Source organism: Pseudomonas sp. MF09150 (genome assembly GCF_059862355.1).
Genome location: NZ_JCBCUS010000003.1, coordinates 22,067 through 46,214 on the forward strand (window position 1 = coordinate 22,067; position 24,148 = coordinate 46,214).

Here is a 24,148-nt window from a genome sequence, read left to right on the forward strand (position 1 = left end):
CACGGGCGTGGGTCGATCAGTACGCGGCGCGGTAGATCTGCTCGATATCGGCGGCGCTGAGCTTGCGCGGGTTGTTGCGCATCAGGCGCTCAATGCCGGCGGCTTCCTGGGCCATGGCCGGGATCGCCTCTTCGGGCACGCCGAAGCTGCGCATGCCGGTGGGAATATCGACGGCGGCGCACAACTCGGCCATCGCCTCCACTGCCAGGCTGGCCGCCTGCTGCTCGCTCAGGCCTGCCAGGGGCACGCCCATGGCGTCGGCGATGTCGCGAAAGCGCTCGACGCAGGCCATTTTGTTCCAGGCCATGACATAGGGCAGCAGCAAGGCATTGCTCACGCCGTGGGCGATATTGAAACGCCCGCCCAGCGGGTAGGCCAGGGCATGCACCGCGCCGACCCCGGCATTGCCAAAGGCCATGCCGGCCATCAGGCTGGCGGTGGCCATGTCTTCCCGGGCGTGCAGGTTGGCCGGGTTGGCGTAGGCCTTGGGCAGCGCCTTGACGATCAGGCGAATCGCCCCCAGGGCCAGGGAATCGGTGATCGGCGAGGCATTCACCGACAGGTAGGACTCGATGGCATGCACCAGGGCATCCACCCCGCTGGCGGCGGTTACGCTGCGCGGGCAGCTCAAGGTCATCTGCGGGCTGACCAGGGCCACGTCCGGCAACAGATAGTCGCTGACGATGCCTTTCTTCAGTTGCGCCGCCTTGTCGGAGAGGATCGCCACATTGGTGACCTCGGAACCGGTGCCGGCCGTGGTTGGAATGGCAATCAGCGGCGGCCCCTTGCGCGGCACCTGGTCGACGCCAAACAGCGCCTCCAGCGGGCCGTCATGACCGACAAAGGCCGCCACCGCCTTGGCGATATCGATGGCGCTGCCGCCGCCCACGCCGATCAGGCCATCGTGGGCTCCAGCCCGATAGGCCCGGGCACAGTCTTCGACAATGGCAATCTCGGGCTCGGGTTTGACCTCATCGAAAATCCCATATTGGCGCCCGCCCAACTGGGCCAGGGCAAGGTCGACGGTGCCGGACTTGACCAGAATCGCGTCGGTGACGATCAACGGATGGCTGATCTTGAGGCGCGTGAGTTCGCCGGCCAGTTGTTCGATGGCGCCTTGGCCGGTAATCAGTTTGTTGGCAATTTTGAACGCGGAAATACTCATCAGCTCGGCCTTGATTAATTGTTGTGGCAAGAGCCGCGCAGGGGCGGCTCTCCGAAGGGCTCGAACGCTATAGAGCGAAAGCTGTGCCAAGATGTCGCAGGCTTTGTAGATCAAGGCCTGCCGGGGTGCGAGGGGCAAATGACCGGGCACTTGCGATTGGTTTTCTAATCAACCGGGCGGCCCTTGATCAGCAATCTAATCAGAGCGCTCCCAGCGCTTCATCTTCTGCACCACCGTGGCCTGGCTCACCCCCAGCGCCTTGGCCGCCAGGCGGGTGGTCTTGTGCAGCTGCAAGGCTGAACGTATGGCCTGGCGCTCGGCGTTCTCCAGCACCTTGCGCAGCGGCAGGCGGCTGTCATCGGTGTTGCGTGCCTGCACATCGATGATTTCCTCGGGCAGGTCCAGGGCTTCGATCACGGGGTTGCTGCAGGTCACCACCAGACGCTCGACCACGTTGATCAGCTCGCGGATATTGCCCGGCCAGGCGTATTCCCCCAGCAGGTCGAGGGCTTCCAGGCTCCATTGCGCCTGGCGCTGATAGCGCTGGTTGAAGTGCTGCAGGTAGTACTCGAGCAAGGGCCCGACCTCCTCGCTGCGCTCGCGCAATGCCGGAATCATGATCGGCACCACATTCAGCCGGTAGTACAGGTCGGCGCGGAACTTGCCCTCGGCCACCCGTTGCTTGAGGTCGTGGTGGGTGGCGCTGATGATGCGCACATCGACTTCCTTGAGCTCCAGGCCGCCCACCGGGATAAAGCGGTTTTCCTCGATCACCTTGAGCAGCTTGACCTGCACCGCCAGCGGCAGGTCGCCGATTTCATCGAGAAACAGCGTGCCGTTGTGCGCCAACTCCAGCAGCCCGCGCTTGCCCTTGCTGCCGGCACCGGTAAAGGCCCCCGGGGCGTAGCCGAACAGCTCGGCCTCGATCAGGTTTTCCGGCAGGGCCCCGCAATTGAGTGCGAGGAAGGGTTCGCGGGCGCGCCCGCTGGCAGTGTGGATGTACTGCGCCACCAGGGTCTTGCCGACACCGGTCTCGCCCTGGAGCAAAACCTTCACATCGCAGTCGGCCACCTGCCGCGCCAGGGCGAACACCCGCCCGGAGACCTCCTGGTCGGCCATCAGAGGTGATTGCAGCAGGTTGTCGCGCTGGCCGGCGTGCAACCGGGCGGTGCTGTTGCGCAATTGCTTGAGCTGCTGCAACTCGTCGCGCTCGCGCTTCATGCGCAGCAGTTCGGTCATGTCTCGCACGGTGCTGACCACGTAGCGGATGCTCTGGTCGGCCGCCAGGATCGGCGTAGCACTGACCAACAGTTTTTTGCCCTGGCTCAGGCTCTGCATCACCGACGTCGGCTTGCCGTCCTGCAGCACGCGTAACGAGGCGGACTGGGAAATCAGCCCGGACTTGACCAGTTCCTGCATCTGCCGCCCGAGCAAATCGGCGCCGCTCAAGCCGGTCAGCCGTTCGTAGGCCTGGTTGACCTTGAGGGTCTTGCCCTGGCCGTCGGTGATGTAGACACCGTCATGCAGGGCATTGAGCAGCTCTTCGAAACTGGCATCGTTGAAGTTCACCCGGGACTCCGCGGTCGGCTTGTGGGACGCGAAGTTTACGGCTGATCGGCAGGCAGGTGTTGCGCGGCGGCCCCGACCTTGGTCCGAGGCCGCCGAGAGGATTCAGACTTGTGCGGTACGCAGCTTCTCACTGCGCCCGCGCAGCCATTCCAGGGTCAGCAACAGCACCACCGAGAAGGCGATCAGCAGTGTTGCCGCCGCGGCGATGGTCGGGCTGAGGTTTTCGCGGATGCCGCTGAACATCTGCCGTGGCAGGGTTGCCTGTTCCGGGCCGGCGAGAAACAGGGTCACCACCACTTCATCGAACGAGGTGGCAAAAGCGAACAGGGCTCCGCTGATCACCCCCGGCGCGATCAATGGCAAGGTCACCCGGCGAAACGCCGTCAGCGGCGACGCGCCCAGGCTGGCCGCCGCCCGCACCAGGTTGTGGTTGAACCCCTGCAAGGTGGCCGAGACGGTGATGATCACAAAGGGCACGCCCAGCACCGCATGCACCACGATCAGCGAGAAGAAGCTATTGCCCATGCCCAGCGGCGCGAAGAACAGGTAGCTGGCAACACCGATAATCACCACCGGCACCACCATCGGCGAGATCACCAGCGCCATCACCAGTGCCTTGCCCGGGAAGTCGCCGCGGGTCAGGCCGATGGCCGCCAGGGTGCCGAAGATCATCGCCAGCACCGTGGCCGCCGGGGCGACGATGATGCTGTTCTTCAGGGCGCGCATCCATTCGGCGGAGGCGAAGAAGTCCTGGTACCAGTGCAGCGAGAAGCCCTGCAACGGGTACACCAGAAAACTCCCCGAGTTGAACGACAGCGGGATGATCACCAGCACCGGCAGAATCAGGAACAGCAGGATCAGCCCGCAGAGAATGCGCAAGCTGTAGAACCAGACCCGCTCGACGGGCGACATGTAAGGGCTCAGCATTTCGATTCTCTCCTTAGCTCAGGCGCAGGCGACTGGCGCCTACCAGCCAGCTGTAAATCAGATAGAGCACGATGGTCGCCAACAGCAGCAGCCCACCCAGTGCGGTCGCCATGCCCCAGTTGATACTGGTGTTGGTGTAGAAGGCGACGAAGTAGCTGACCATCTGATCGTTCGGGCTGCCCAGCAGCGCCGGGGTGATGTAGTAGCCGATGGCCAGAATGAACACCAACAGGCAACCGGCGCCGACACCGGCATAGGTCTGCGGGAAATACACCCGCCAGAAGCTGGCGAACGGATGGCAGCCCAGGGAGATCGCCGCCCGCATGTAGGTCGGCGAGATGCCTTTCATCACGCTGTAGATCGGCAGAATCATGAACGGCAGCAGGATGTGCACCATGGAGATGTAGACCCCGGTGCGATTGAACACCAGCTCCAGCGGTTTATCGATCACGCCCATGGCCAGCAGGGCGCCATTGATCAGCCCGCCCGATTGCAGCAGCACGATCCAGGCTGCCACCCGGACCAGGATCGAGGTCCAGAACGGCAGCAGCACCAGGATCATCAACAGGTTGCTCTTGCGCGCCGGCAGGTTGGCCAGCAGGTACGCCAGGGGATAAGCCAGCACCAGGCAGATGGCGGTGATCACCAGGCCCATCCAGAAGGTGCGGGCAAAAATATCGAGGTAGATCGACTGGTCCGGGGTGGCCGGAGCCACTTCGCCGAGGTCGTCGATCCGATGGTCGACGGCCGCCAGCAGGTAATACGGCGTCAGGCTACTGGTGTTGCGGCGGATCGCCTGCCAGTAGGCCGGGTCGCCCCAACGCTCGTCCAGGGCTTCCATGGCTTCCTTGTAAGAAGCCGGCTGCTCCTTGAACGGCAAGGCGCGGGCGGTTTTGGTCAGCAGGCTGCGATAGCCGGCCAACTCCATGTTCAGGCGCTTGGACAGATCGCCCAGGGTTTGATTCTTGCGGGCCTCGGCCAGGTCTTCGCTCAAGGCTTGGTACACCGGCTCGGCCGGCAGGCCGCGACCATCCCAACTGGTCACCGCGGCCACGGTACGCGGCATGCCACCGACCACTTCCGGGTTACCGACGCTTTTGTACAGCAGCGCCACAATCGGCACCAGGAACACCAGCAACAGAAACAGCACCAGGGGCGCGATAAGGGCCTGCGCCTTCCAGCGGTTGACCCGCTCGGCACGTGCCAGGCGCTGCTTCAAGGTGGGGCTGGTGACCTCGTTCAGGGGAACGGTGATGGCCATGACAAACTCCGCAAAACTTTAAACGATGGCGGCGTCACCCAGGGGTGACGCCGCGTTTGCACGGCGCCTTACTTGGCCGCCCAGGCGTTGAAGCGCTGTTCCAGTTGCTCGCCGTTGTCAGCCCAGAAGCTGACGTCGATCTGCACCTGGTTGGCGATGTTTTCCGGGGTGGTCGGCATGTCTTTCAGCACGTCCTTGGGCAACAACGGCACGGCTTGGGTGTTGGCCGGGCCGTAGGCGATGTTTTCCGAGTAGGTCTTCTGCTGCTGCGGCATGACCGAGAACGCGATGAATTTCTTCGCCGCTTCTGCACGGGCCTTGTCCAGGCCACGTGGAATGGCCCAGGCGTCGAAGTCGTAGATGCCGCCGTTCCACACCACCTTGAGGTTGCTTTCTTTCTGTACCGCGGCGATCCGACCGTTGTAGGCCGAGCTCATGACCACGTCACCCGAGGCCAGGTACTGCGGTGGCTGGGCACCGGCTTCCCACCATTGGATGCTCGGCTTGAGTTCGTCGAGTTTCTTGAAGGCACGGTCCTGACCATCTTTGCCGGCCAGCACTTTGTACACGTCCTTGGGCGCCACGCCGTCGGCCATCAAGGCGAATTCCAGGGTGTACTTGGCGCCTTTACGCAGGCCACGCTTGCCCGGGAACTGCTTGGTGTCCCAGAAATCCGCCCAGCTGGTGGGCGCGGTCTTCAGCTTGTCGGCGTTGTAGGCCAGCACGGTGGACCAGACGAAGAAACCCACGCCGCACGGCTGAATCGCGCCCTTGACGTAGTCTTCAGACTTGCCGAACAGCGCCGGGTCCAGTTGCTCGAACATGTCCTCGTCGCACCCACGGGACAGTTCAGGCGACTCAACCTCGACCAGGTCCCAGGACACGCTTTTGGTGTCGACCATGGCTTTGACCTTGGCCATCTCGCCGTTGTATTCGCCCGCCACGATCTTGCCGTGACCTGCCGCTTCCCACGGGGCATAGAAGGCTTTGACCTGGGCCGCCTTGTTCGCGCCGCCAAAGGACACCACGGTCAGGTCCGGGCCTGCCGCCATCGCGTTTGCCGCACCCATCAAGCCCAGGGTCAGGGCGGTGAATTTCAGGGATCTCAACATTTATTGTGTTCTCCACGTGCAGGGTTGGTGAAGCAAGGGGGCGATCAATGCGCCTCTAGAAGTGGGTCGAGCGCACGAACGTGCTCGACTTGCCAGCCAAGCGGAACCACATCGCCCACCGCCAGCGCAGGATCGAGCTCGGCAATCGGCTGTTTCACAAAGAAGTCGGTCTTGCCACAGACTTCCAGGCGAACCCGGACGTGGTCGCCCAGATAGATGAATTCCGCCACCCTTCCCGAGAAGCGGTTAACGCAACTTTCGCTGGAACCGTTGAGGCTCACGCGCTCCGGGCGGATGGACAGGGTGACCGGACCGCCGATCTGGCCGACGTTGACCGCCAGCGCCTCGACCTTCTCGCCACGGCCCAGCTCAACCACGCAGCGATCACCGGTGTGGCTGTGCAGGCGGCCATTGAGGCGGTTGTTTTCGCCGATGAAGTTGGCGACGAAGGTGTTCTTCGGCTCTTCATAAAGCGTGCGCGGCGGGGCGATCTGCTGGATCTCGCCTTGATGGAACACCGCCACCCGGTCGGACATGGTCAAGGCTTCGCCCTGGTCATGGGTCACGTAGACCACGGTCACGCCGAGGCGCTGGTGCAGGTGCTTGATCTCCATCTGCATGTGTTCACGCAGCTGTTTGTCCAGCGCCCCCAGGGGTTCGTCCATCAGCACCAGTTGCGGCTCGAACACCAATGCCCGGGCCAGGGCCACCCGCTGTTGCTGGCCACCGGAGAGTTGCGCCGGGTAACGCTGGGCGAAGGCATCGAGCTGGACCATGCTCAGCACGCGTTTGACCCGCTCACTGACGTCGGTCTTGCTGAGACCGCGCACCGACAGCGGGAACGCCAGGTTCTCGGCCACGGTCATGTGCGGGAACAGCGCGTAGTTCTGGAACACCATGCCGATGTCGCGCTTGTGCGGCGGCACGTTGTTGATGGAGCGGCCGGCCAGCTGGATCTCGCCGGCGGTCGGGGTCTCGAAACCGGCCAGCATCATCAGGCTGGTGGTCTTGCCGGAGCCGGAAGGCCCGAGCAAGGTGAGGAATTCGCCTTTGCGAATCTCCAGGTTGAGGTCTTTGACGATCAGGTTCTCGCCGTCGTAGCTCTTTTGCACTCCACGAAAGCTGACCAGAACATCACTCGCCCCAGCGCTTGAATCGACCTCGCTCATACCCGCACCTTTGTGTTCTTCATATATAGGACTGCTGTGGACTAAGCCTAGTGGAGGCCACAGGCCCCGCAAATCGGGGGGTAGGAGAGATTTGCCTCAGGTGCTTGGAAGGTTCCTTGTAGGGATTGCCCTACAAGGATGGCGGGGATAGATAAGAGCAGCGGCTAGCGACACGCTGTAAGCGGCAAGAACAGGCAAAAGCCCTGGAGTGGGGATGTCGCAAATGGGTATGTCGCCCTTTTGGGCGGTGAGGGGCTGGTCAGAGCAGTTTGTGCTCCATGGCGTATTTCACCAGCTCGGCGAGAGAGGTGATGTTGAGTTTCTGCATCAGCCGCGCCTTGTGGGTGCTGATCGTCTTGCTGCTCAGGGCCAGTTGCTGGGCGATGTCATTGACGTTGGCGCCCTGGGCCAGGCGTTCGAATACCGAAAACTCGCGCTCCGAGAGCAGCGAATGCAAGGGTCGGGAATCGGTCAGGCCAACCTCGAACACCATGCGGTCGGCCAGGTCGGGGTCGATATAACGACCGCCCGCCGCGACTTTGCGAATGGCGGTCAGCAGTAGCGCGGGATCGCTGTCCTTGGTGGCATAGCCGGCGGCGCCGACTTTGAGGGCGCGGGCCGCCATTTGCGCTTCGTCATGCATCGACAACACCAGGATCGCCGGCGGATTGTGCAACGCGCGAATCCGCGGAATCGCCTCCAGGCCGTTGACCCCGGGCATGGAGATATCCAGCAGCACCACCTCGCAGGGAACATGGCGCAGGGTTTCGAGCAATTGCTCGCCGTTGCTCGCCTCCCCCACCACCGTCAGGTCCTTGGCCAGGCCGATCAGTTGCTTGATGCCCTCACGCACGATGGTGTGGTCTTCGGCTACCAGTACACGGATCACTCGTTTCTCCTCTTTATTAGGGCGATCGTTGCAGGCTTCACGGTCTATGGATCCAGCGGCACCCGAACGGTGAGGGACGTGCCCTCACCCTGCTCGCTGTGCAAGTCCAGGCTGCCGCCCATGATCAACACCCGTTCACGCATACCCACCAACCCGAAGGATGTGGGGCGGCCGGAGTCGACCACGAAACCCTGGCCGTCATCACTGATGCTCATGCACAACTCGTTGCCCTCAAGTACCAGGCTCAGTTCGACAGTATGCGCCTGGGCATGGCGCATGACATTGGTCAGGGCCTCTTGCAGGATCCGAAACAAACCAATGGCCTTGGCATCGCTGAGCAAGGGCAGGTTGTCCGGCACCTGCACCAGGCACGGGATCTGGGTGCGCGCCTCGAAACGCCGGGCCTGCCATTCGATAGCCGAGGCAATCCCGGCGTCGAGGATCGGCGGGCGCAGGGCCGTGGCCACATCGCGGACCAGTTGGAACAACTGGGCGATCAGGCGCTTCATGCTGTTGAGACGCTCCTGCAGGCCAGGATCGAGCTGGGCATAGGCCAGCTCGCACATCGAGGTTTCCAGCTTGAGCACCGTCAGCATCTGCCCCAGTTCGTCATGCACCTCACGGGCGATACGGGCCTTTTCCTCTTCGCGCACGCTTTCCAGGTGCGCCGACAGCTCCCGCAGTTGCTCGCGAGAGGCGGCCAGCTCCAGTTCGATGCGCTTGCTTTCGCTGATGTCCCAGACGATGCCGTCCCAGACGAAGGCGCCATCGTCGAGACGGCGGGTCACGGCCTTGATCTCGGCCCAGCGCTGCTCGCCCTGGCGCGTAAGAATCCGCCCCTGCCAGGACCAGTCGCTGTCGGTGTCCAGGGCCAGGTCCTGGGTCCGGTGGTAGCTGGCCTTGTCATCCGGATGGACCAGGCTGCGCAATCCGGTATCGCGCTGGCTGAGCACCGCTGGGGCGTAACCCACCAGGCTCTCGCTGCCTTCGCTGATGTAGGCGAAATCGATCTGCCCGGTGACCGGCGCCCGCTCCAGGCGGAACACCAGCCCCGGCACGTTGGCGGCGATGCCTTGCAGCCGCGCCTCGCTTTCCTGCAACGCGGCCAAGGCCCGACGGCGTTCGGTGACGTCGTTGAGGTAAACCACCAGGTACTCGCTGTCGCGAAAGCGCAGGAAGCTCAGGGACACATCGGCCGGCAGGATGCTGCCATCGGCCCGCACGCAACGGGTTTCAAAACTTTGCGCGGAGCCTTCGCTGGCCCGGGCGCGCTTCCACAAGCCGAGCCAGCGGTCCATGTGCAGGGTGGGTTCGAAGTCGATCAGCGGGCGGTCGATGACCCCGCCTGCGGGGTAACCGAGCATGTCTTCGGCGGCCCGGTTGGCGTAGCGAACGTGGCTGTCCCAATTGACCCAGAGAATGCCCACGGTGCTCTGGTCGATGGAAAACTGGGTCAGGCGCAGCGCCTCCTCGGCCGTTTCACGCAGGGCGATATCGGCCCGGGCCGCCAGCAGGCGCTGCTCCAGTCCACGCTGTTGGCGCCGCTGCCAGAACAGTATCCCCAGGCAGGCGAAAAACAGCACCGCGAACAACAGGCTGAGGTTCTGCCAGAACCCCGGGGACTCGGCCAGCCGTGGGTATTGCGGCTGCAGCCAGCGATTGTGCAACTGCTCGATGTCCCGGGCGGGAATGGCATGCAACGCGCGCTCGATGATGCCGGCCAGCTCCGGCCAGTCACGGCGCGTGGCGACCCGCAGCAATTGCGGCAGGCCGATATCACCGACCACCGCCAGGCCGGCGAACTCCGGTTCGCTGGACAAGCGGCTGAGTTGGGCCTCATCGATCACCGCATAGCGCGCCTGCTGACTCAACAGCAGTTGCAAGGCCTGGCGCTCCAGCGGCACCCCTTGCAGATTCAGATTGGGATAAGTGGCCCGCAGGTAGTCAGCCACGGCACCGGGCATGCGTACGGCTACCCGAGATTGGGCGTCGAGTTTCTCCAGCTCCACCGCGCCGGCGCCCTGGCGTTCGCCGACCACCAATTGCGGGACTCGCATATAAGGGTCGCTGAATTGCCACAGGCGCAGGCCGGCGGGGGTCTGGGTCAGGCCTGGCGCGAGGTCCACCTCACCTTCGCGCAATGCTCTCTCCAACTGCGCCTGATCCGGAAAGTTACGCCAGCTCAGCTCGACCTGCAGCGCCCGGCCCACCCACTGCATCAACTCGACGTTGACCCCGGACAACCGCTGCAAGCGCCGGTCGTATTGGGCGAAGGGCGCCTGCAACACCACGCCAACCCGCAGCTCAGGGTGCTGGACCAGCCATTCGCGCTGTCCGGCACTCAGGTTGGCCGCAGGCACATGGGGCCCGGGAGCCGCCCAGGCCATCAAGGGAAAACTCAGCCAGCCGATAACCAACAGACAGCGAAAAAGCATCATCCGAACTCTCGCACACTGACAAATACTGACCAACCCATTAGGCTGCCGGAATTACTTCTGGCCTGGAATCTCCGATGCCCTTCGTTTACCGCTCGGCACTGAACGCATTGTGCCTGTCGCTGCTGTTGCCTTGTGCTCTTTCCGTCCAGGCTGCCGATCCGGCGCCTGCTGCCGGCGACAAGGCGGCCCAGGAAAAACCCGCCGAACGCCAACCCTTGCTGGAGCGTAGCCAGGAAGATGCGCTCGCCCTTGAGCGCCGTATTCCGCAACAGGAACAACAGCAGTTGCAGGCTGGCGGCGACACCTTCCTCGCCCTGTGGAAACCGGCCAACACCAGCGAGCCCCAGGGCGCGGTGATTATCGTCCCGGGCGCCGGCGAAACGGCTGACTGGCCGCAAGCAATCGCTCCGCTGCGCAACAAACTGCCGGATGTCGAATGGTCCAGCCTGAGCCTGACCCTGCCAGACCTGTCGAGCGAAGCCAGCACGCCACGCATCGTCGAAGCCGCCCCGACGCCGCCGACCAAGGACACCAGCAGCAAGGACGCCAGCACCGAAGCCAAGCCGATCGAACAGGCTGCTGGCGGTGAAGCCGATATCGCCGATCGCGCGGTGGCCGAGAGCACCGAAGAACAAAGTAAGGCCGATGCCGAGCGGATCTTCGCCCGGATTGACGCCGCCCTGGCCTTTGCCGAGCAGCAGAATGCCCGCAGCATCGTCCTCCTTGGACACGGCACGGGCGCCTACTGGGCCGCGCGCTACCTGAGTGAAAAGCAGCCCTCCCAGGTGCAGAAATTCGTCATGGTCGCCGCCCAGGTGCCGACCAATGCCAAGCCGCCGTTGGCCGAGCTGACCCCGACCCTGAAGCTGGCGACCGCGGACTTCTTCTATAAAGACACGCCCCTGGCGCAAAAAGCCGCACTCGAGCGACTCCAGGCCAGCAAACGGCAAAAGACGTCGACCTTTACCCAGATCGCCCTCAAGGCCTTGCCCGGCAATAGCGCGGCGCAGCAGGAGCAACTCTTTCGCCGTGTGCGCGGCTGGCTGAGCCCGCAGCCCGTCGCCGACTGAGCCTTGCGCCATCGCGGCCCCGGCCACGATGGCGGCTGTTTCAGCGGAAGTCCCGACGTTCACGGATCAGCGTATAGGCACTGTGCAGTTCACGGGTTTTCTCCGTGGCTTCACGTACCTGAGCCGGTCCGGCGCCGCTGCCGGCAATCTTGTCCGGATGGTGGCGACTGAGCAGGCGCCGGTAAGCGCGCTTGATCTGGGCCGGCTCACTGGTGCTCGATACGCCGAGTAGCCGCAGCGCTTCCTGATACGCCCCGGCACTGCTGAGCGCAGGCTTTCTAGCCGGCTCGTAATCCGCCGCCAGTGCCTGCACCTGCTGCGGCGTCCATCCCAGCCACTTGCCCCAGAGTTGAATCAACTCGCGCTCGGCGCTGCTGGCCCGCGCGTCAGCCCAGACCATGCGCCAACAAGCTCGCAACACGCCCTCGGTGGCATGGGGCTGCGCGCTCAGGCGACGCAGGTAGCCGCGCAGGGAGTCGTTGCCCGACTTGCCCCGGTTGAACGCGGCAATGGCCCGGCGCTGCGCCGACTCGTTCATGTCCAGCGCGCGCATTTCCTGGCGCGCCTGCTGGATATGGCCATCCACCACCTGACCATCGCTCTTGGCCAGACGCCCGAGCAAGACAAACAACAGTTCATCGTTGCGCAGCGCCGGGCGCCCGCCCAGGCGCTCGCGCAGTTGCGCCCAGCTGTGCAGTTGCAGGCGCCGGTCCAGCGCCTGGCCCAACAGCGCACCCAATATGGCCCCCGGAATACTGGCTATGGCATAGCCCGCTCCGGCTCCGATCAGAGTCCCTGGCCACCACATATCAGCGACTCGCTTCTAGCAATTGTTCCACCTGTGCCAGGCGCTCGACGGTGCCGACATCGACCCAGCGGCCCTGCATGTGCTCGCCACTGACCTGACCACGAGCCATGGCCTGGCGCAGCAACGGCGCCAGCTTGAACGGACCCGGCACGCAGTCGGCGAACAGCTCGGGGTGCATCACCGAAATACCACTGAAGGTCAGGGCCTCGGCGCCGGGCGTTGCGTCATGCAGCAGGCCGTTTTCCAGGCAGAAATCACCGCCGCCCGGGTGATGGGGCGGGTTGTCCACCATCACCAGGTGAGCCAGGCCGGGACGCGGCTGGCGCAGGGTAGCGAAGTCGTAGTCCGTCCAGATGTCGCCATTGACCACCAGGAACGGCTCAGTCCCCAGCAACGGCAGGGCGCGGAAGATCCCGCCGCCGGTTTCCAGGGCCTCGGCCTCTGGCGAATAGGCAATGCTCAGCCCGAACGCCGAGCCATCGCCCAGGTGATCTTCGATCTGTTGCCCCAGCCAGGCATGGTTGATCACGACCTGGGTAAAACCTGCCGCAGCCAACGCCCGCAGGTGATATTCGATCAGCGGGACACCGGCCACGCGAATCAGGGGTTTGGGGGTGGTCAGCGTCAACGGGCGCATGCGCTCGCCTTTGCCGGCCGCAAGAATCATTGCCTTCATTGCGCGGCTCCAGGCGAACGACCCAGGCTGGCCAACAACTGGCCCAGTTCCGCCAGTTCAGGCCGACGCGCCACCACCGCTTCTATATAAGCGAAGAAGCGCGGCACATCGGCCAGGTAGCGCGGCTTGCCATCGCGATGGCAGATCCGCGCGAAAATACCGATCACCTTGAGGTGACGCTGTACGCCCATCAGATCGCTGGCGCGCAGGAAGTCTTCAACATCGGCGTGCACCGGGATGCCAGCACGACCGGCTTGCTGCCAATAGTCCTCGAGCCAGCCGCGTACCCGGGCCTCAGGCCAACTGAGGAAGGCGTCCTTGAACAGGCACGTGACGTCGTAGGTCACGGGGCCGTAGACCGCGTCCTGGAAGTCCAGCACGCCTGGATTTGGCTGGCTGAGCATCAGGTTGCGCGGCATATAGTCGCGATGCACCAGGACCTTGGGCTGGGCCAGGGCACTGTCGATCAGCACCTGGCTGACCCGCTGCCACTGTGCTTGCTGCTGCGGATTCAGCTCTGCCGCCAGCTCGCGCCCCACGTACCATTCGGGGAACAATTGCAGCTCGCGGCGCAACAGGGCGTCATCGTAGCTGGGCAATGGCGCCTCCATCGGCAACTGCTGAAAAGCCAGCAATGCCGCCAGCGCATCCTTGAACAAGGTGTCGGCATTCTCTTCGTTGATCACGTCCAGGTAGGTCTGATTACCCAGGTCGTTGAGCAAAAGAAAACCGCGCGGTAAATCCTCGGCATAAATTTTCGGCACATTTATGCCGGATGTGGCCAGCAAATGAGCAATATCCACGAAGGGTTTGCAGTTTTCCTGGGGCGGCGGAGCATCCATTACCACAAAGCTGCGCCCCTCCCCCTGCCAGCGGAAATACCGGCGGAAACTCGCGTCGCTGCTGGCTGCAGTCAATGTGGCCGGGGGTACGGCACCCCAGCCATGGGCGGCGTAAACGATTGCCAACTGCTCATCGAGCCAAACTTTCAGGTGTTGCAAGCGTACATCTTGGTCAGGCATTGCAAGGGTCTCCGACGGCGCTAGCCGTCAAGCGGGTCATGCTTTATTATCCAGCATCTTTTTCAGACCATCGAGAGGCGTGCGGCCCACACCGCGGGCAGATGGCACGCAGGAAGCCCGGACTAATAAGATGGCATTGAAATCCCCCGCGTTTCGTAAAAAATTTCCGTTGTTGGTTACCGGCAGTTTGCTGGCCCTGCAACCTCTAGCCACTTCATTCGTGGTCGCCGCGGAACAGTATGACTGCTCAGTCTCTGCTTCCGGTGCCTGGGACTGTGCGCCGAAAACCAACTCGGCCCAATTGCCGCCGCGGCCGGTGCATGACGCCAGCTCGGTCAGCTCCAGCAGCCCGACCCCGACAGACAGCGGCTCCACCGCAGAAGCCGGTGACAAGCCGGTGCTGGTTACCGAAGCCAAAGGCCGTGGCCTCAAGGCTCGCAGCGCCGACTACAGTCACCTCGACTGGGTACCGCGGGATAAGCTGACCCCTGCCCAATTGGCTGAGACCGGTCCTTACTGCTCTGGTAGCTATATCGAACCAATTCGTCCTGGCATGAATGACAAGACGAATAAAAGTGACGCCCCGACCTTTATCGGCGCCAAGGCATCGCGTTATCAGCAGGATGAGCAGGTTGCCACCCTCGCCGGTGACGTGGTCATGCGCCAGGGCAGCATGCAGGCCGAGGCTGACGAAGCCAGCCTGTATCAGGCCGAGAACCGTGGCGAACTGAACGGCAACGTTCGGGTGCGCGACAACGGCGCCCTGCTGGTCGGCGATCACGCTGAAGTCCAGCTCGACACCGGTGAAGCCAAGGTCGACAACGCCGAGTACGTGCTGCACAAATCGCGGATTCGCGGTAACGCGCTGTACGCCAAGCGTGCGGAAAACGCCATCATCCGCCTCAAGGATGGTACGTACACGACGTGCGAGCCGAACAGCAACGCCTGGCAGCTCAAGGGCAACAACATCACCTTGAACCCGGCCACCGGCTTCGGCACCGCGACCAACGTGACCCTGCGCGTCAGAGACATCCCGGTCCTGTACACGCCGTACATCTACTTCCCGATCGATGACCGTCGCCAGTCCGGCTTCCTGCCGCCAAGCTTCAGCAGCGGTGGCGAAAGCGGATTTACCCTAGTCACGCCGTACTACTTCAACCTGGCACCCAACTACGATGCCACGTTGTACCCGCGCTACATGAGCAAGCGCGGCATGTTGATGGAAGGCGAGTTCCGCTACCTGACCAAGTCCAGCGAAGGACAGTTCGGTGGTGCCTACCTCAACGACGACAACGACGAGCGCAGCCGTCAGTCCGATTACGAGAAGACGCGCTACATGCTCAACTGGCAGCACAAGGGTGGCCTGGACTCTCGCGTCCTGACCGAGGTCGATTACACCAAGATCAGCGATCCGTATTACTTCCAGGATCTGCAGACCGACCAGATCGGCGTCGAAAGTCAAAGTTTCGTGAACCAGCAGGGCGCAGTGACCTACCGCGGCGATAACTACACCGCGCGCGTCAATGCCCAGGCTTATGAGCTGGCCACCGTTTCCGAGATCACCCCCTACAATCGCCTGCCGCAAATCACTTTCGATGGTGCGCTGCCTTACCACCCAGGCGGGGTGAACTTCGCTTATGAAACTGAAGCGGTCCGGTTTGAACGCGATCTGCAAAACGGCATATTCACCGACGAAGGCGGACTCCCGACTCGTCGCTTGGATACCTATGTCACGGGCCTGACTCGTGCCAACGGTACTCGTTTGAATGCCGCTCCAAGCGTCGAGCTGCCGCTGAACTGGACCTACGGCTATGTCACGCCGAAGCTCAAGTACGAGTACACCAAGTACGATCTCGACCTCGATGGCACCGGCAAGTCGCAAATGGCCACCGCGGGCCAGAAATTCAAAAGCTCCCAAGACCGTGCGATTCCGATCGCCAGTGTCGACAGCGGCCTTTATTTCGACCGCAACACCCAGCTGTTCGGCAAGACCTACAACCAGACCCTGGAGCCACGCCTGTTCTATCTCTATGTTCCCGAGAAGGATCAGGACGATATTCCGGTGTTCGACACCAGCGAATACAGCTTCAACTACGCCTCGCTGTTTCGTGACAACCGCTTCGCCGGCTCCGACCGTGTCGGCGATGAGAACAAATTGTCGCTGGGCGTGACCAGCCGCTGGATCGAAGAAAACGGTTTCCAACGTCAACGGGTATCCGTCGGCCAGGCGCTGTACTTCAAGGACCGCGAAGTTCAATTGCCGGGTGTGGTCGCCAAGGACCGCTCCGACGCGCAGTCCAATGTGTCGCCTATCGCCATGGACTACGAGTTCCGCTTCAACCGCGACTGGCGCGCAACCGCCGACTACAACTGGGATCCGGACAGCCACAGCCCACGCTCGGGCAGCGCGATGTTCCACTACCAGCCTGAAGACAACCCGAACAAGGTCATCAACGCCGGCTATCGCTATCGCAACGACCAGGTGGTCTACAACCAGTTGACCGGCAAATGGCAATTCGGTGGCGACTACGGCACCCCGGGCGCCGAGAACTTTGTGAAGGACTACTACAAGATTCAGCAACATGACTTCTCCGTCATGTGGCCGATCGTTCCGCAGTGGAACCTCATCAGCCGCTGGCAGTATGACTATGCCCGCAACCGTACCCTGGAAGCCTTCGGTGGTTTCGAGTACGACAACTGCTGCTGGAAACTGCGCCTGATCAATCGCTACTGGGTTTCTAACGACGAATACACGCAGATCGCTCCTCTCAATGAAAAAGGCGACCACGGCCTCTTCCTGCAAATTGTCCTCAAAGGGCTGGGCGGGCTGACTGGTACCAAGGTAGAGAGCTTCCTCGACAAAGGCATCCAAGGTTATCGTGAACGTGAAGACCAAGCTTTCTGATTGTCTGCGCCCGCTGATGCTGGGCGCGCTGTTCCTGGGTACCGCGGCCAACGCCGCGGTGCAATCCATCGACAAGGTCGTGGCCATCGTTGATAACGACGTGGTCATGCAAAGCCAGCTGGACCAGCGGGTTCATGAAGTGCAGCAGACCATCGCCAAGCGTGGCGCCGGCCTGCCGCCGACCAGCGTATTGGAACAGCAGGTACTGGAACGCCTGATCGTCGAAAACCTGCAACTGCAGATCGGCGAACGTTCCGGCATCCGCATTACCGATGAAGAGCTGAACCAGGCCATCGGCACCATCGCCCAACGCAATAACATGACGATCGATCAGTTTCGCGCCGCACTGGCTCACGATGGTTTGTCTTATGAAGACGCCCGTGACCAGGTCCGTCGCGAAATGATCATCAGCCGTGTTCGTCAGCGCCGGGTAGCCGAGCGCATCCAGGTTTCCGAACAGGAAGTGAAAAACTTCCTGGCATCGGACTTGGGCAAGATGCAACTCTCCGAAGAGCTGCACTTGGCCAATATCCTGATTGCGACCCCGGAAAGCGCCAACTCTGAAGCCATTCAGAATGCTGCGCGCCAGGCGATGGACGTTTATCAGCAACTCAAGCAAGGTGCGGACTTCGCCCAATTGGCAATTGCCAAATCCGGCAGCGACAACGCTCTGGAAGGCGGCGACATGGGCTGGCGCAAGGCGGCGCAACTGCCGCCTCCGTTCGACCGTGAGCTGAGCAGCATGGCTGTTGGCGACATCACCCAACCAGCGCGCACACCTGGAGGCTTCATTATCCTGAAGCTCCTGGAGAAACGCGGTGGCGGCAATCAGGTGCGCGATGAAGTGCACGTGCGTCACATCCTGATCAAGCCAAGTGAAATTCGTAGCGAAGAAGAGACCAAGCGCCTGGCGCAGAAGCTCTACGAGCGGATCGAGGCCGGTGAAGACTTCGCCGAACTGGCAAAAAGCTATTCGGAAGACCCGGGTTCGGCACTCAACGGCGGCGATCTGAACTGGATCGACCCGAACGCCCTGGTTCCAGAGTTCCGCGAAGTGATGGCCAAGACCCCACAAGGTCAGCTGTCGAAGCCGTTCAAGAGCCCATATGGCTGGCACGTACTGGAAGTCCTTGGCCGTCGCGCCACCGACAGCACCAGCCAGGCCCGTGAGCAGCAAGCGATGACCGTACTGCGTAACCGCAAATACGACGAAGAGCTGCAGACCTGGTTGCGTCAGATCCGTGACGAAGCCTACGTCGAGATCAAACTCCCTGGCGCCGACCAGGCTGCACAGTGAAACCCCAGCGTTTCGCTGTGACACCCGGCGAGCCGGCCGGCATTGGTCCTGACCTGTGCCTGCTGCTTGCCTCGCAACCCCAGCCGCACCCCCTGATCGCCATTACCAGCCGCGACCTGCTCCTTGAGCGGGCCGCGCAGCTGGGTGTGGCTGTCGACCTGTTGCCGGTCACCCTGGCGAACCTGCCGGATGCTCCTGCGCCGGCCAACAGCCTGTATGTCTGGGACACGCCACTGCAAAACAAGGTCGTTGCCGGTCAACTGGATCCGGCCAACGCCGCGTTCGTCCTGGAGACCCTGACCCGCGCCGGCCAAGGCTGCCTGGATGGACATTTTGCCGGGATGATCACCGCCCCCGTACACAAAGGCGTGATCAACGACTCCGGCATTGCGTTTTCCGGGCATACCGAGTTCCTGGCCGACCTGACCCACACCGAACAAGTGGTGATGATGCTTGCGACCCACGGCCTGCGCGTAGCCTTGGTGACCACCCATCTGCCGCTGCGCGAGATTGCCGACGCCATCACCAGCGAACGCCTGGAACGTGTCACCCGAATTCTGCATGCCGACTTGCGCAACAAGTTTGGCATCGCCCAGCCACGCATCCTTGTCTGCGGGCTCAACCCTCATGCCGGCGAAGGCGGGCATCTGGGCCATGAAGAAATAGACATTATCGAACCCACCTTAGAGCGCTTGCGCACCGAAGGCATGGACCTGCGTGGTCCGTTGCCCGCCGACACTCTGTTTACCCCCAAATATCTGGAGCATTGCGACGCAGTGCTGGCGATGTACCACGACCAGGGCCTGCCCGTACTGAAGTACAAAGGCTTCGGCGCGGCGGTCAATGTGACCCTCGGCTTGCCGATCATCCGCACCTCGGTCGACCACGGCACCGCCCTGGACCTGGCCGGCAGCGGCAGGATCGACACCGGCAGCCTGCAGGTCGCCCTGGAAACCGCCTACCAGATGGCCGAGACCCGTATATGACCGAGCATTACCAACACCGGGCGCGCAAGCGTTTCGGCCAGAACTTCCTGCACGACGCCGGCGTCATCGATCGCATTCTGCGTTCGATTCATGCCAAGCCCGATGACCGTCTGCTGGAAATCGGCCCGGGCCAAGGGGCACTGACCGAAGGCCTGCTCAACAGCGGCGCACAACTGGACGTGGTTGAACTGGACAAGGACCTGATCCCGATCCTCAACCAGCAATTCGCCGGCAAGAGCAATTTCAGCCTGCATCAGGGCGATGCCCTGAAGTTCGACTTCAAGTCCCTGGGCGCCGAGTCGAACAGCCTGCGGGTGGTCGGCAACCTGCCCTACAACATCTCCACCCCGCTGATCTTCCACCTGCTGCAGAACGCCAGCCTGATTCGCGACATGCACTTCATGCTGCAAAAAGAAGTGGTGGAGCGCCTCGCTGCCGGTCCGGGTGGCGGTGATTGGGGGCGGCTGTCGATCATGGTGCAGTACCACTGCCGCGTGGAGCACCTGTTCAACGTCGGTCCGGGCGCGTTCAACCCGCCACCGAAAGTCGACTCGGCCATTGTGCGCCTGGTACCTCACGCCGTGCTGCCGCACCCGGCCAAGGATCACCGCCTGCTGGAGCGCATCGTCCGCGAAGCCTTCAACCAGCGCCGCAAAACCTTGCGCAACACCCTCAAGGCCCTACTGACCAGCGCCGAAATCGAAGCCGCCGGCGTCGACGGCAGCCTGCGTCCGGAGCAGCTCGACCTGGCCGCGTTCGTACGCCTGGCCGACAAGCTCAGCGAGCAGCCTGTGGATAACCCAAGCGCCAGTTGACACGCCATGAGCGTTATCGGGTAGGACGCCAGGCGCGATGTCTGGTTTACTACCCGATACTTGGCCTAGACTGAGTCTCATCTGTCTTGTCCCGCGCCCCGCTTGCTTTTAAGGCCTCTTGCATGTCCGATCCTCGCTATCAGGTCGACGTCAGCGTCGTCACCCGCTTTCTGGCAGAACAATCCCAACCCGAGCAAAATCGCTTTGCCTTCGCCTATACCATCACCGTCGAGAACCATGGGCTGCTGGCAGCCAAGCTGCTCTCGCGGCACTGGGTCATCACTGATGGCGACGGTCATGTCGAGGAAGTTCGCGGCGCCGGCGTCGTCGGCCAGCAGCCGCTGATCGCCCCGGGCCAAAGCCACACCTACAGCAGTGGCACAGTGATGACCACCCGAGTCGGCGCCATGCAGGGCACCTATCAAATGCTCGCCGACGACGGGCAGCACTTTGATGCCGTCATCGCCCCCTTTCGCCTGGCGGTGCCCGGAGCCTTGCACTGATGGCGACTTACGCCGTCGGCGACCTGCAAGGCTGCCTCGAACCGCTGAAATGCCTGCTTGAACAGGTGGCCTTCGACCCAACCCGGGATCGCCTGTGGCTGGTGGGAGACCTGGTAAACCGTGGTCCGCAGTCCCTGGAAACCCTGCGCTTTCTGTATGGCATGCGTGAGTCGCTGGTCTGTGTACTGGGCAATCACGACCTGCATTTACTGGCGGCGTGGCGCAATATCGAGCGCCTGAAAAAATCCGACACCCTGCGTCCGATCCTCGAAGCTCCCGATTGCCCGGAGCTGATGCAGTGGCTGCGCCAGCAAAAGCTGATGCACTACGACGAACAGCGCAACATTGCCCTGGTCCACGCAGGCATTGCGCCACAGTGGTCAATCAAGAAAGCCCTCAAGTGCGCCGCAGAAGTCGAAGAAGCACTGCGTGACGACAATCTGTTCCAGCCTTATCTGGATGGCATGTACGGCAACGAGCCGGCGAAATGGGACAGTGACCTGCAAGGCGTGACCCGGCTGCGGGTGATCACCAACTACTTCACCCGCATGCGTTTCTGCACCAGCGAGGGCAAGCTCGACCTCAAAGGCAAGGAAGGCGTGGATACCGCGCCTCCCGGGTACGCACCATGGTTCAGCTATAAAGAGCGCAAAAGCAAAGACGCGAAGATTATTTTCGGACACTGGGCAGCCCTGGAGGGCAAATGCGACGAGCCCGGCATCTTTGCCCTCGACACCGGTTGCGTCTGGGGCGGCGCCATGACGCTGCTCAATGTCGACACCGGTGTCCGCCTGCAATGCGCCTGCGATGCCCAGGGCCATGCCAGCCAGCAGCCCTCACCCCCCAACCCGATAGCGCCACAGCCGGTCACGGCCAAGCACTAGACCGCGCCTTTATTCAGGCCCCAGGAGCCCGCCATGAGTGAATTCAAACGCATCCCCCCCGATCAGGCCCAGTCGCTGCGCGAACAGGGCGCGGTCGTGGTCGATATCCGCGATCCGCAGACCTACGCCCTGAGCCACATCAGTGGCTCACAGCACCTGGATAACCACTCCATCAGTGACTTTATCCGTGGCGCCGATCTCGACGCCCCGCTGGTCGTGGTCTGCTATCACGGCAACTCCAGCCAAAGCGCGGCGGCCTACCTGGTCAGCCAGGGCTTCTCCGACGTCTACAGCCTGGACGGCGGCTTCGAACTGTGGCGCACCACCTACCCGGCCGAAACCGCCCAAGGCCAAGCCGAATAAATTTTTTCCAGGCTCTAGCCCGCGTGCTACGCGGGCTGGGCAGCGGCAGACGAACGGTCAGTCGCAACTAATTACTCATCTCGCCTTTACCTCTCGGATTCCGAACTATCCTTAGCCTCAGGCCATCCAAATCAGGGGAGAGCCGGTACACCGGCGCACGGGTCATCGGTACTAGCTTTCAAGGTAGATAGCTTTGAAAGTGTTCTGGGGGGTAAACAGCAACTGGACTTTCAGTTGCATGCCAGCACTTGACTGACTGATCCGGCGACGGCTCCACGTATCGAGCGAGGTGACGTCATGAGTATTTTTAGCCACTTCCAACAACGCTTCGAATCCACACGCCAGGAAGAGTTCTCGCTGCAGGAATACCTGGAGCTATGCAAAAAGGACCGAAGCGCCTATGCCTCCGCCGCCGAGCGCCTGCTATTGGCCATTGGCGAGCCCGAACTGCTCGACACGTCGACCAATTCGAGGCTGTCGAGGATCTTTTCCAACAAGGTGATCCGCCGCTATCCGGCCTTTGAAGACTTCCATGGAATGGAAGAATGCATCGATCAGATCGTCTCCTACTTCCGCCATGCCGCTCAGGGCCTGGAAGAGAAGAAACAGATCCTCTACCTCCTCGGCCCGGTGGGCGGCGGCAAGTCGTCCCTGGCGGAAAAACTCAAACAACTGATCGAGAAGGTGCCCTTCTACGCGATCAAGGGCTCACCGGTCTTCGAGTCGCCCCTGGGGCTGTTCAACGCCACTGAAGACGGCGCCATCCTCGAAGAAGACTTCGGCATTCCTCGGCGCTACCTCAATACCATCATGTCGCCCTGGGCCACCAAGCGACTCTCCGAGTTCGGTGGTGATATCAGCCAGTTCCGGGTGGTCAAGCTCTATCCGTCGATCCTCAACCAAATCGCCGTGGCCAAGACCGAGCCGGGTGATGAAAACAACCAGGACATCTCCGCGCTGGTGGGCAAGGTCGATATCCGCAAGCTGGAAGAGTTTCCCCAGAACGACGCCGACGCCTACAGCTACTCTGGCGCCCTGTGCCGGGCCAACCAGGGCCTGATGGAGTTCGTGGAGATGTTCAAGGCACCGATCAAGGTGCTGCACCCACTGCTGACCGCCACCCAGGAAGGTAACTACAACAGTACCGAAGGCCTGGGAGCAATCCCGTTCACCGGGATCCTGCTGGCCCACTCCAACGAATCGGAGTGGCACACCTTCCGCAACAACAAGAACAACGAAGCCTTCATCGACCGTATCTACATCGTCAAGGTGCCGTACTGCCTGCGGGTCAGCGATGAAATCAAGATCTACGACAAACTGCTGTTCAACAGCTCCCTGGCCAAGGCCCATTGCGCGCCCGACACCTTGAAGATGCTGGCGCAGTTCACTGTGCTTTCGCGGCTCAAGGAGCCGGAAAACTCCAACATCTACTCCAAAATGCGGGTCTACGACGGGGAAAACCTCAAGGACACCGATCCCAAGGCCAAGTCGATCCAGGAATACCGGGATAACGCCGGGGTGGATGAAGGGATGAACGGGCTCTCGACCCGCTTCGCCTTCAAGATCCTGTCCAAGGTGTTCAACTTCGACCCCCATGAAATCGCCGCCAACCCGGTGCACCTGCTGTACGTGCTGGAACAGCAGATCGAACAGGAGCAATTCCAGGCCGAAACCCGGGAACGCTACCTGCGCTTCCTCAAGGAATACCTTGCGCCGCGCTACATCGAATTCATCGGCAAGGAAATCCAGACCGCCTACCTCGAGTCCTACAGCGAGTACGGACAGAACATCTTCGACCGCTATGTGCTCTACGCCGATTTCTGGATCCAGGACCAGGAATACCGCGACCCGGAAACCGGCGAGATCCTCAATCGCGTGGCACTGAACGAAGAACTGGAAAAAATCGAAAAACCGGCCGGCATCAGCAATCCGAAGGATTTCCGCAACGAGATCGTCAATTTCGTGCTGCGGGCCCGTGCCAACAACAATGGCAAAAACCCGACTTGGCTCAGCTACGAAAAACTGCGGGTGGTTATCGAGAAGAAAATGTTCTCCAACACCGAAGACCTGCTCCCGGTCATCAGTTTCAACGCCAAGGCCAGCAAAGAGGACCAGCAGAAACACAACGACTTCGTCACACGCATGGTCGAACGCGGCTACACCGACAAACAGGTACGGCTTCTTTCCGAATGGTACCTACGGGTCCGGAAGTCGCAGTGACGCAGCTGCAAGCTTCTAGCTACAAGCTGTAAGAAAGAAGTGTGTGAACCGGACATCCGGGTAGTCGCT

The 24,148-nt window shown here is 62.0% G+C and carries 20 protein-coding genes; 9 read left to right on the plus strand and 11 right to left on the minus strand.

The window, feature by feature from the left end; translation table 11 throughout:
- Window positions 1-16: 16 nt before the first annotated feature.
- The 8 genes from AC19YX_RS12930 to AC19YX_RS12965 all read right to left on the minus strand — a co-directional run bounded on the left by AC19YX_RS12930 (window position 17) and on the right by AC19YX_RS12965 (window position 10,530).
- Window positions 17-1,165, minus strand: coding sequence for an iron-containing alcohol dehydrogenase (locus AC19YX_RS12930; RefSeq protein ID WP_500606387.1), 1,149 nt, complete (start codon window positions 1,163-1,165; stop codon window positions 17-19).
- A gap of 195 nt (window positions 1,166-1,360) precedes the next feature.
- The gene (locus AC19YX_RS12935; protein WP_421549390.1) at window positions 1,361-2,734 is read right to left on the minus strand and encodes a sigma-54 interaction domain-containing protein; all 1,374 of its coding nucleotides are present in this window, start codon (window positions 2,732-2,734) and stop codon (window positions 1,361-1,363) included.
- Between the two features lie 102 nt (window positions 2,735-2,836).
- The gene (locus AC19YX_RS12940) at window positions 2,837-3,661 is read right to left on the minus strand and encodes an ABC transporter permease (protein ID WP_020295479.1); all 825 of its coding nucleotides are present in this window, start codon (window positions 3,659-3,661) and stop codon (window positions 2,837-2,839) included.
- Between the two features lie 13 nt (window positions 3,662-3,674).
- Window positions 3,675-4,922, minus strand: coding sequence for an ABC transporter permease (locus AC19YX_RS12945; protein WP_078472885.1), 1,248 nt, complete (start codon window positions 4,920-4,922; stop codon window positions 3,675-3,677).
- A gap of 68 nt (window positions 4,923-4,990) precedes the next feature.
- Window positions 4,991-6,034: an ABC transporter substrate-binding protein gene (locus tag AC19YX_RS12950; protein ID WP_020295477.1), complete on the minus strand. Its 1,044-nt coding sequence runs from the start codon at window positions 6,032-6,034 to the stop codon at window positions 4,991-4,993.
- Window positions 6,035-6,078: 44 nt separating this feature from the next.
- A complete protein-coding gene (locus AC19YX_RS12955; protein ID WP_020295476.1) occupies window positions 6,079-7,203 on the minus strand; it encodes an ABC transporter ATP-binding protein in 1,125 nt (374 codons plus the stop codon).
- Between the two features lie 259 nt (window positions 7,204-7,462).
- Window positions 7,463-8,092, minus strand: coding sequence for a response regulator (locus tag AC19YX_RS12960; protein ID WP_020295475.1), 630 nt, complete (start codon window positions 8,090-8,092; stop codon window positions 7,463-7,465).
- A gap of 44 nt (window positions 8,093-8,136) precedes the next feature.
- On the minus strand, window positions 8,137-10,530 hold the full coding sequence (locus AC19YX_RS12965; protein ID WP_201128267.1) for a PAS domain-containing sensor histidine kinase: 2,394 nt from the start codon (window positions 10,528-10,530) through the stop codon (window positions 8,137-8,139).
- Between the two features lie 74 nt (window positions 10,531-10,604).
- Here AC19YX_RS12965 and AC19YX_RS12970 point away from each other — a divergent pair, with 74 nt between their 5' ends.
- Window positions 10,605-11,600 carry an alpha/beta hydrolase family protein gene (locus AC19YX_RS12970; protein ID WP_421549392.1) on the plus strand — a complete coding sequence of 332 codons (996 nt, stop codon included), beginning with the start codon at window positions 10,605-10,607 and terminating at the stop codon, window positions 11,598-11,600.
- Between the two features lie 40 nt (window positions 11,601-11,640).
- Here AC19YX_RS12970 and AC19YX_RS12975 read toward each other — a convergent pair whose 3' ends face one another.
- The 3 genes from AC19YX_RS12975 to AC19YX_RS12985 are packed head-to-tail and all read right to left on the minus strand — an operon-like array spanning window position 11,641 to window position 14,106.
- A complete protein-coding gene (locus tag AC19YX_RS12975; RefSeq protein WP_078472881.1) occupies window positions 11,641-12,408 on the minus strand; it encodes a TerB family tellurite resistance protein in 768 nt (255 codons plus the stop codon).
- Window position 12,409: 1 nt separating this feature from the next.
- The gene (murU, locus tag AC19YX_RS12980; RefSeq protein ID WP_078472880.1) at window positions 12,410-13,084 is read right to left on the minus strand and encodes an N-acetylmuramate alpha-1-phosphate uridylyltransferase MurU; all 675 of its coding nucleotides are present in this window, start codon (window positions 13,082-13,084) and stop codon (window positions 12,410-12,412) included.
- Window positions 13,081-14,106 carry an aminoglycoside phosphotransferase family protein gene (locus AC19YX_RS12985; protein WP_500606388.1) on the minus strand — a complete coding sequence of 342 codons (1,026 nt, stop codon included), beginning with the start codon at window positions 14,104-14,106 and terminating at the stop codon, window positions 13,081-13,083. The genes murU and AC19YX_RS12985 overlap by 4 nt, the downstream gene beginning before the upstream one ends.
- A 130-nt stretch (window positions 14,107-14,236) precedes the next feature.
- Between AC19YX_RS12985 and AC19YX_RS12990 the strand changes: the two genes are divergently transcribed.
- The 8 genes from AC19YX_RS12990 (at window position 14,237) to AC19YX_RS13025 (ending at window position 24,079) form a co-directional block, all read left to right on the plus strand.
- Entirely contained in the window at window positions 14,237-17,011 is a 2,775-nt protein-coding gene (locus AC19YX_RS12990; RefSeq protein ID WP_078472878.1) for an LPS-assembly protein LptD, read from the plus strand.
- The gene (gene surA, locus AC19YX_RS12995; RefSeq protein WP_020295468.1) at window positions 16,992-18,308 is read left to right on the plus strand and encodes a peptidylprolyl isomerase SurA; all 1,317 of its coding nucleotides are present in this window, start codon (window positions 16,992-16,994) and stop codon (window positions 18,306-18,308) included. The genes AC19YX_RS12990 and surA overlap by 20 nt, the downstream gene beginning before the upstream one ends.
- Window positions 18,305-19,294 carry a 4-hydroxythreonine-4-phosphate dehydrogenase PdxA gene (gene pdxA, locus AC19YX_RS13000; protein ID WP_500606389.1) on the plus strand — a complete coding sequence of 330 codons (990 nt, stop codon included), beginning with the start codon at window positions 18,305-18,307 and terminating at the stop codon, window positions 19,292-19,294. The genes surA and pdxA overlap by 4 nt, the downstream gene beginning before the upstream one ends.
- A complete protein-coding gene (gene rsmA, locus AC19YX_RS13005) occupies window positions 19,291-20,109 on the plus strand; it encodes a 16S rRNA (adenine(1518)-N(6)/adenine(1519)-N(6))-dimethyltransferase RsmA (protein ID WP_421549395.1) in 819 nt (272 codons plus the stop codon). The genes pdxA and rsmA overlap by 4 nt, the downstream gene beginning before the upstream one ends.
- 122 nt (window positions 20,110-20,231) lie before the next feature.
- Window positions 20,232-20,612 carry a Co2+/Mg2+ efflux facilitator ApaG/CorD gene (gene apaG, locus AC19YX_RS13010; protein ID WP_020295465.1) on the plus strand — a complete coding sequence of 127 codons (381 nt, stop codon included), beginning with the start codon at window positions 20,232-20,234 and terminating at the stop codon, window positions 20,610-20,612.
- A complete protein-coding gene (locus AC19YX_RS13015; protein WP_078472875.1) occupies window positions 20,612-21,496 on the plus strand; it encodes a symmetrical bis(5'-nucleosyl)-tetraphosphatase in 885 nt (294 codons plus the stop codon). The genes apaG and AC19YX_RS13015 overlap by 1 nt, the downstream gene beginning before the upstream one ends.
- A 33-nt stretch (window positions 21,497-21,529) precedes the next feature.
- Complete coding sequence (gene glpE / locus AC19YX_RS13020) at window positions 21,530-21,859, plus strand: thiosulfate sulfurtransferase GlpE (RefSeq protein ID WP_078472874.1); 330 nt, start codon at window positions 21,530-21,532, stop codon at window positions 21,857-21,859.
- Window positions 21,860-22,156: 297 nt separating this feature from the next.
- Complete coding sequence (locus tag AC19YX_RS13025) at window positions 22,157-24,079, plus strand: PrkA family serine protein kinase (protein WP_078472873.1); 1,923 nt, start codon at window positions 22,157-22,159, stop codon at window positions 24,077-24,079.
- Window positions 24,080-24,148 lie beyond the last annotated feature (69 nt).

What these genes read in the sequence shown, in the direction of transcription:
- AC19YX_RS12930 (WP_500606387.1), bottom strand. Translation starts at nt 1,165, where the DNA reads ATGAGTATTTCCGCGTTCAAAATTGCCAACAAACTGATTACCGGCCAA.
- AC19YX_RS12940 (WP_020295479.1), bottom strand. Translation starts at nt 3,661, where the DNA reads ATGCTGAGCCCTTACATGTCGCCCGTCGAGCGGGTCTGGTTCTACAGC.
- AC19YX_RS12945 (WP_078472885.1), bottom strand. Translation starts at nt 4,922, where the DNA reads ATGGCCATCACCGTTCCCCTGAACGAGGTCACCAGCCCCACCTTGAAG.
- AC19YX_RS12950 (WP_020295477.1), bottom strand. Translation starts at nt 6,034, where the DNA reads ATGTTGAGATCCCTGAAATTCACCGCCCTGACCCTGGGCTTGATGGGT.
- AC19YX_RS12955 (WP_020295476.1), bottom strand. Translation starts at nt 7,203, where the DNA reads ATGAGCGAGGTCGATTCAAGCGCTGGGGCGAGTGATGTTCTGGTCAGC.
- AC19YX_RS12965 (WP_201128267.1), bottom strand. Translation starts at nt 10,530, where the DNA reads ATGATGCTTTTTCGCTGTCTGTTGGTTATCGGCTGGCTGAGTTTTCCC.
- AC19YX_RS12970 (WP_421549392.1), top strand. Translation starts at nt 10,605, where the DNA reads ATGCCCTTCGTTTACCGCTCGGCACTGAACGCATTGTGCCTGTCGCTG.
- AC19YX_RS12975 (WP_078472881.1), bottom strand. Translation starts at nt 12,408, where the DNA reads ATGTGGTGGCCAGGGACTCTGATCGGAGCCGGAGCGGGCTATGCCATA.
- murU (WP_078472880.1), bottom strand. Translation starts at nt 13,084, where the DNA reads ATGAAGGCAATGATTCTTGCGGCCGGCAAAGGCGAGCGCATGCGCCCG.
- AC19YX_RS12985 (WP_500606388.1), bottom strand. Translation starts at nt 14,106, where the DNA reads ATGCCTGACCAAGATGTACGCTTGCAACACCTGAAAGTTTGGCTCGAT.
- AC19YX_RS12990 (WP_078472878.1), top strand. Translation starts at nt 14,237, where the DNA reads ATGGCATTGAAATCCCCCGCGTTTCGTAAAAAATTTCCGTTGTTGGTT.
- rsmA (WP_421549395.1), top strand. Translation starts at nt 19,291, where the DNA reads ATGACCGAGCATTACCAACACCGGGCGCGCAAGCGTTTCGGCCAGAAC.
- apaG (WP_020295465.1), top strand. Translation starts at nt 20,232, where the DNA reads ATGTCCGATCCTCGCTATCAGGTCGACGTCAGCGTCGTCACCCGCTTT.
- AC19YX_RS13015 (WP_078472875.1), top strand. Translation starts at nt 20,612, where the DNA reads ATGGCGACTTACGCCGTCGGCGACCTGCAAGGCTGCCTCGAACCGCTG.
- glpE (WP_078472874.1), top strand. Translation starts at nt 21,530, where the DNA reads ATGAGTGAATTCAAACGCATCCCCCCCGATCAGGCCCAGTCGCTGCGC.
- AC19YX_RS13025 (WP_078472873.1), top strand. Translation starts at nt 22,157, where the DNA reads ATGAGTATTTTTAGCCACTTCCAACAACGCTTCGAATCCACACGCCAG.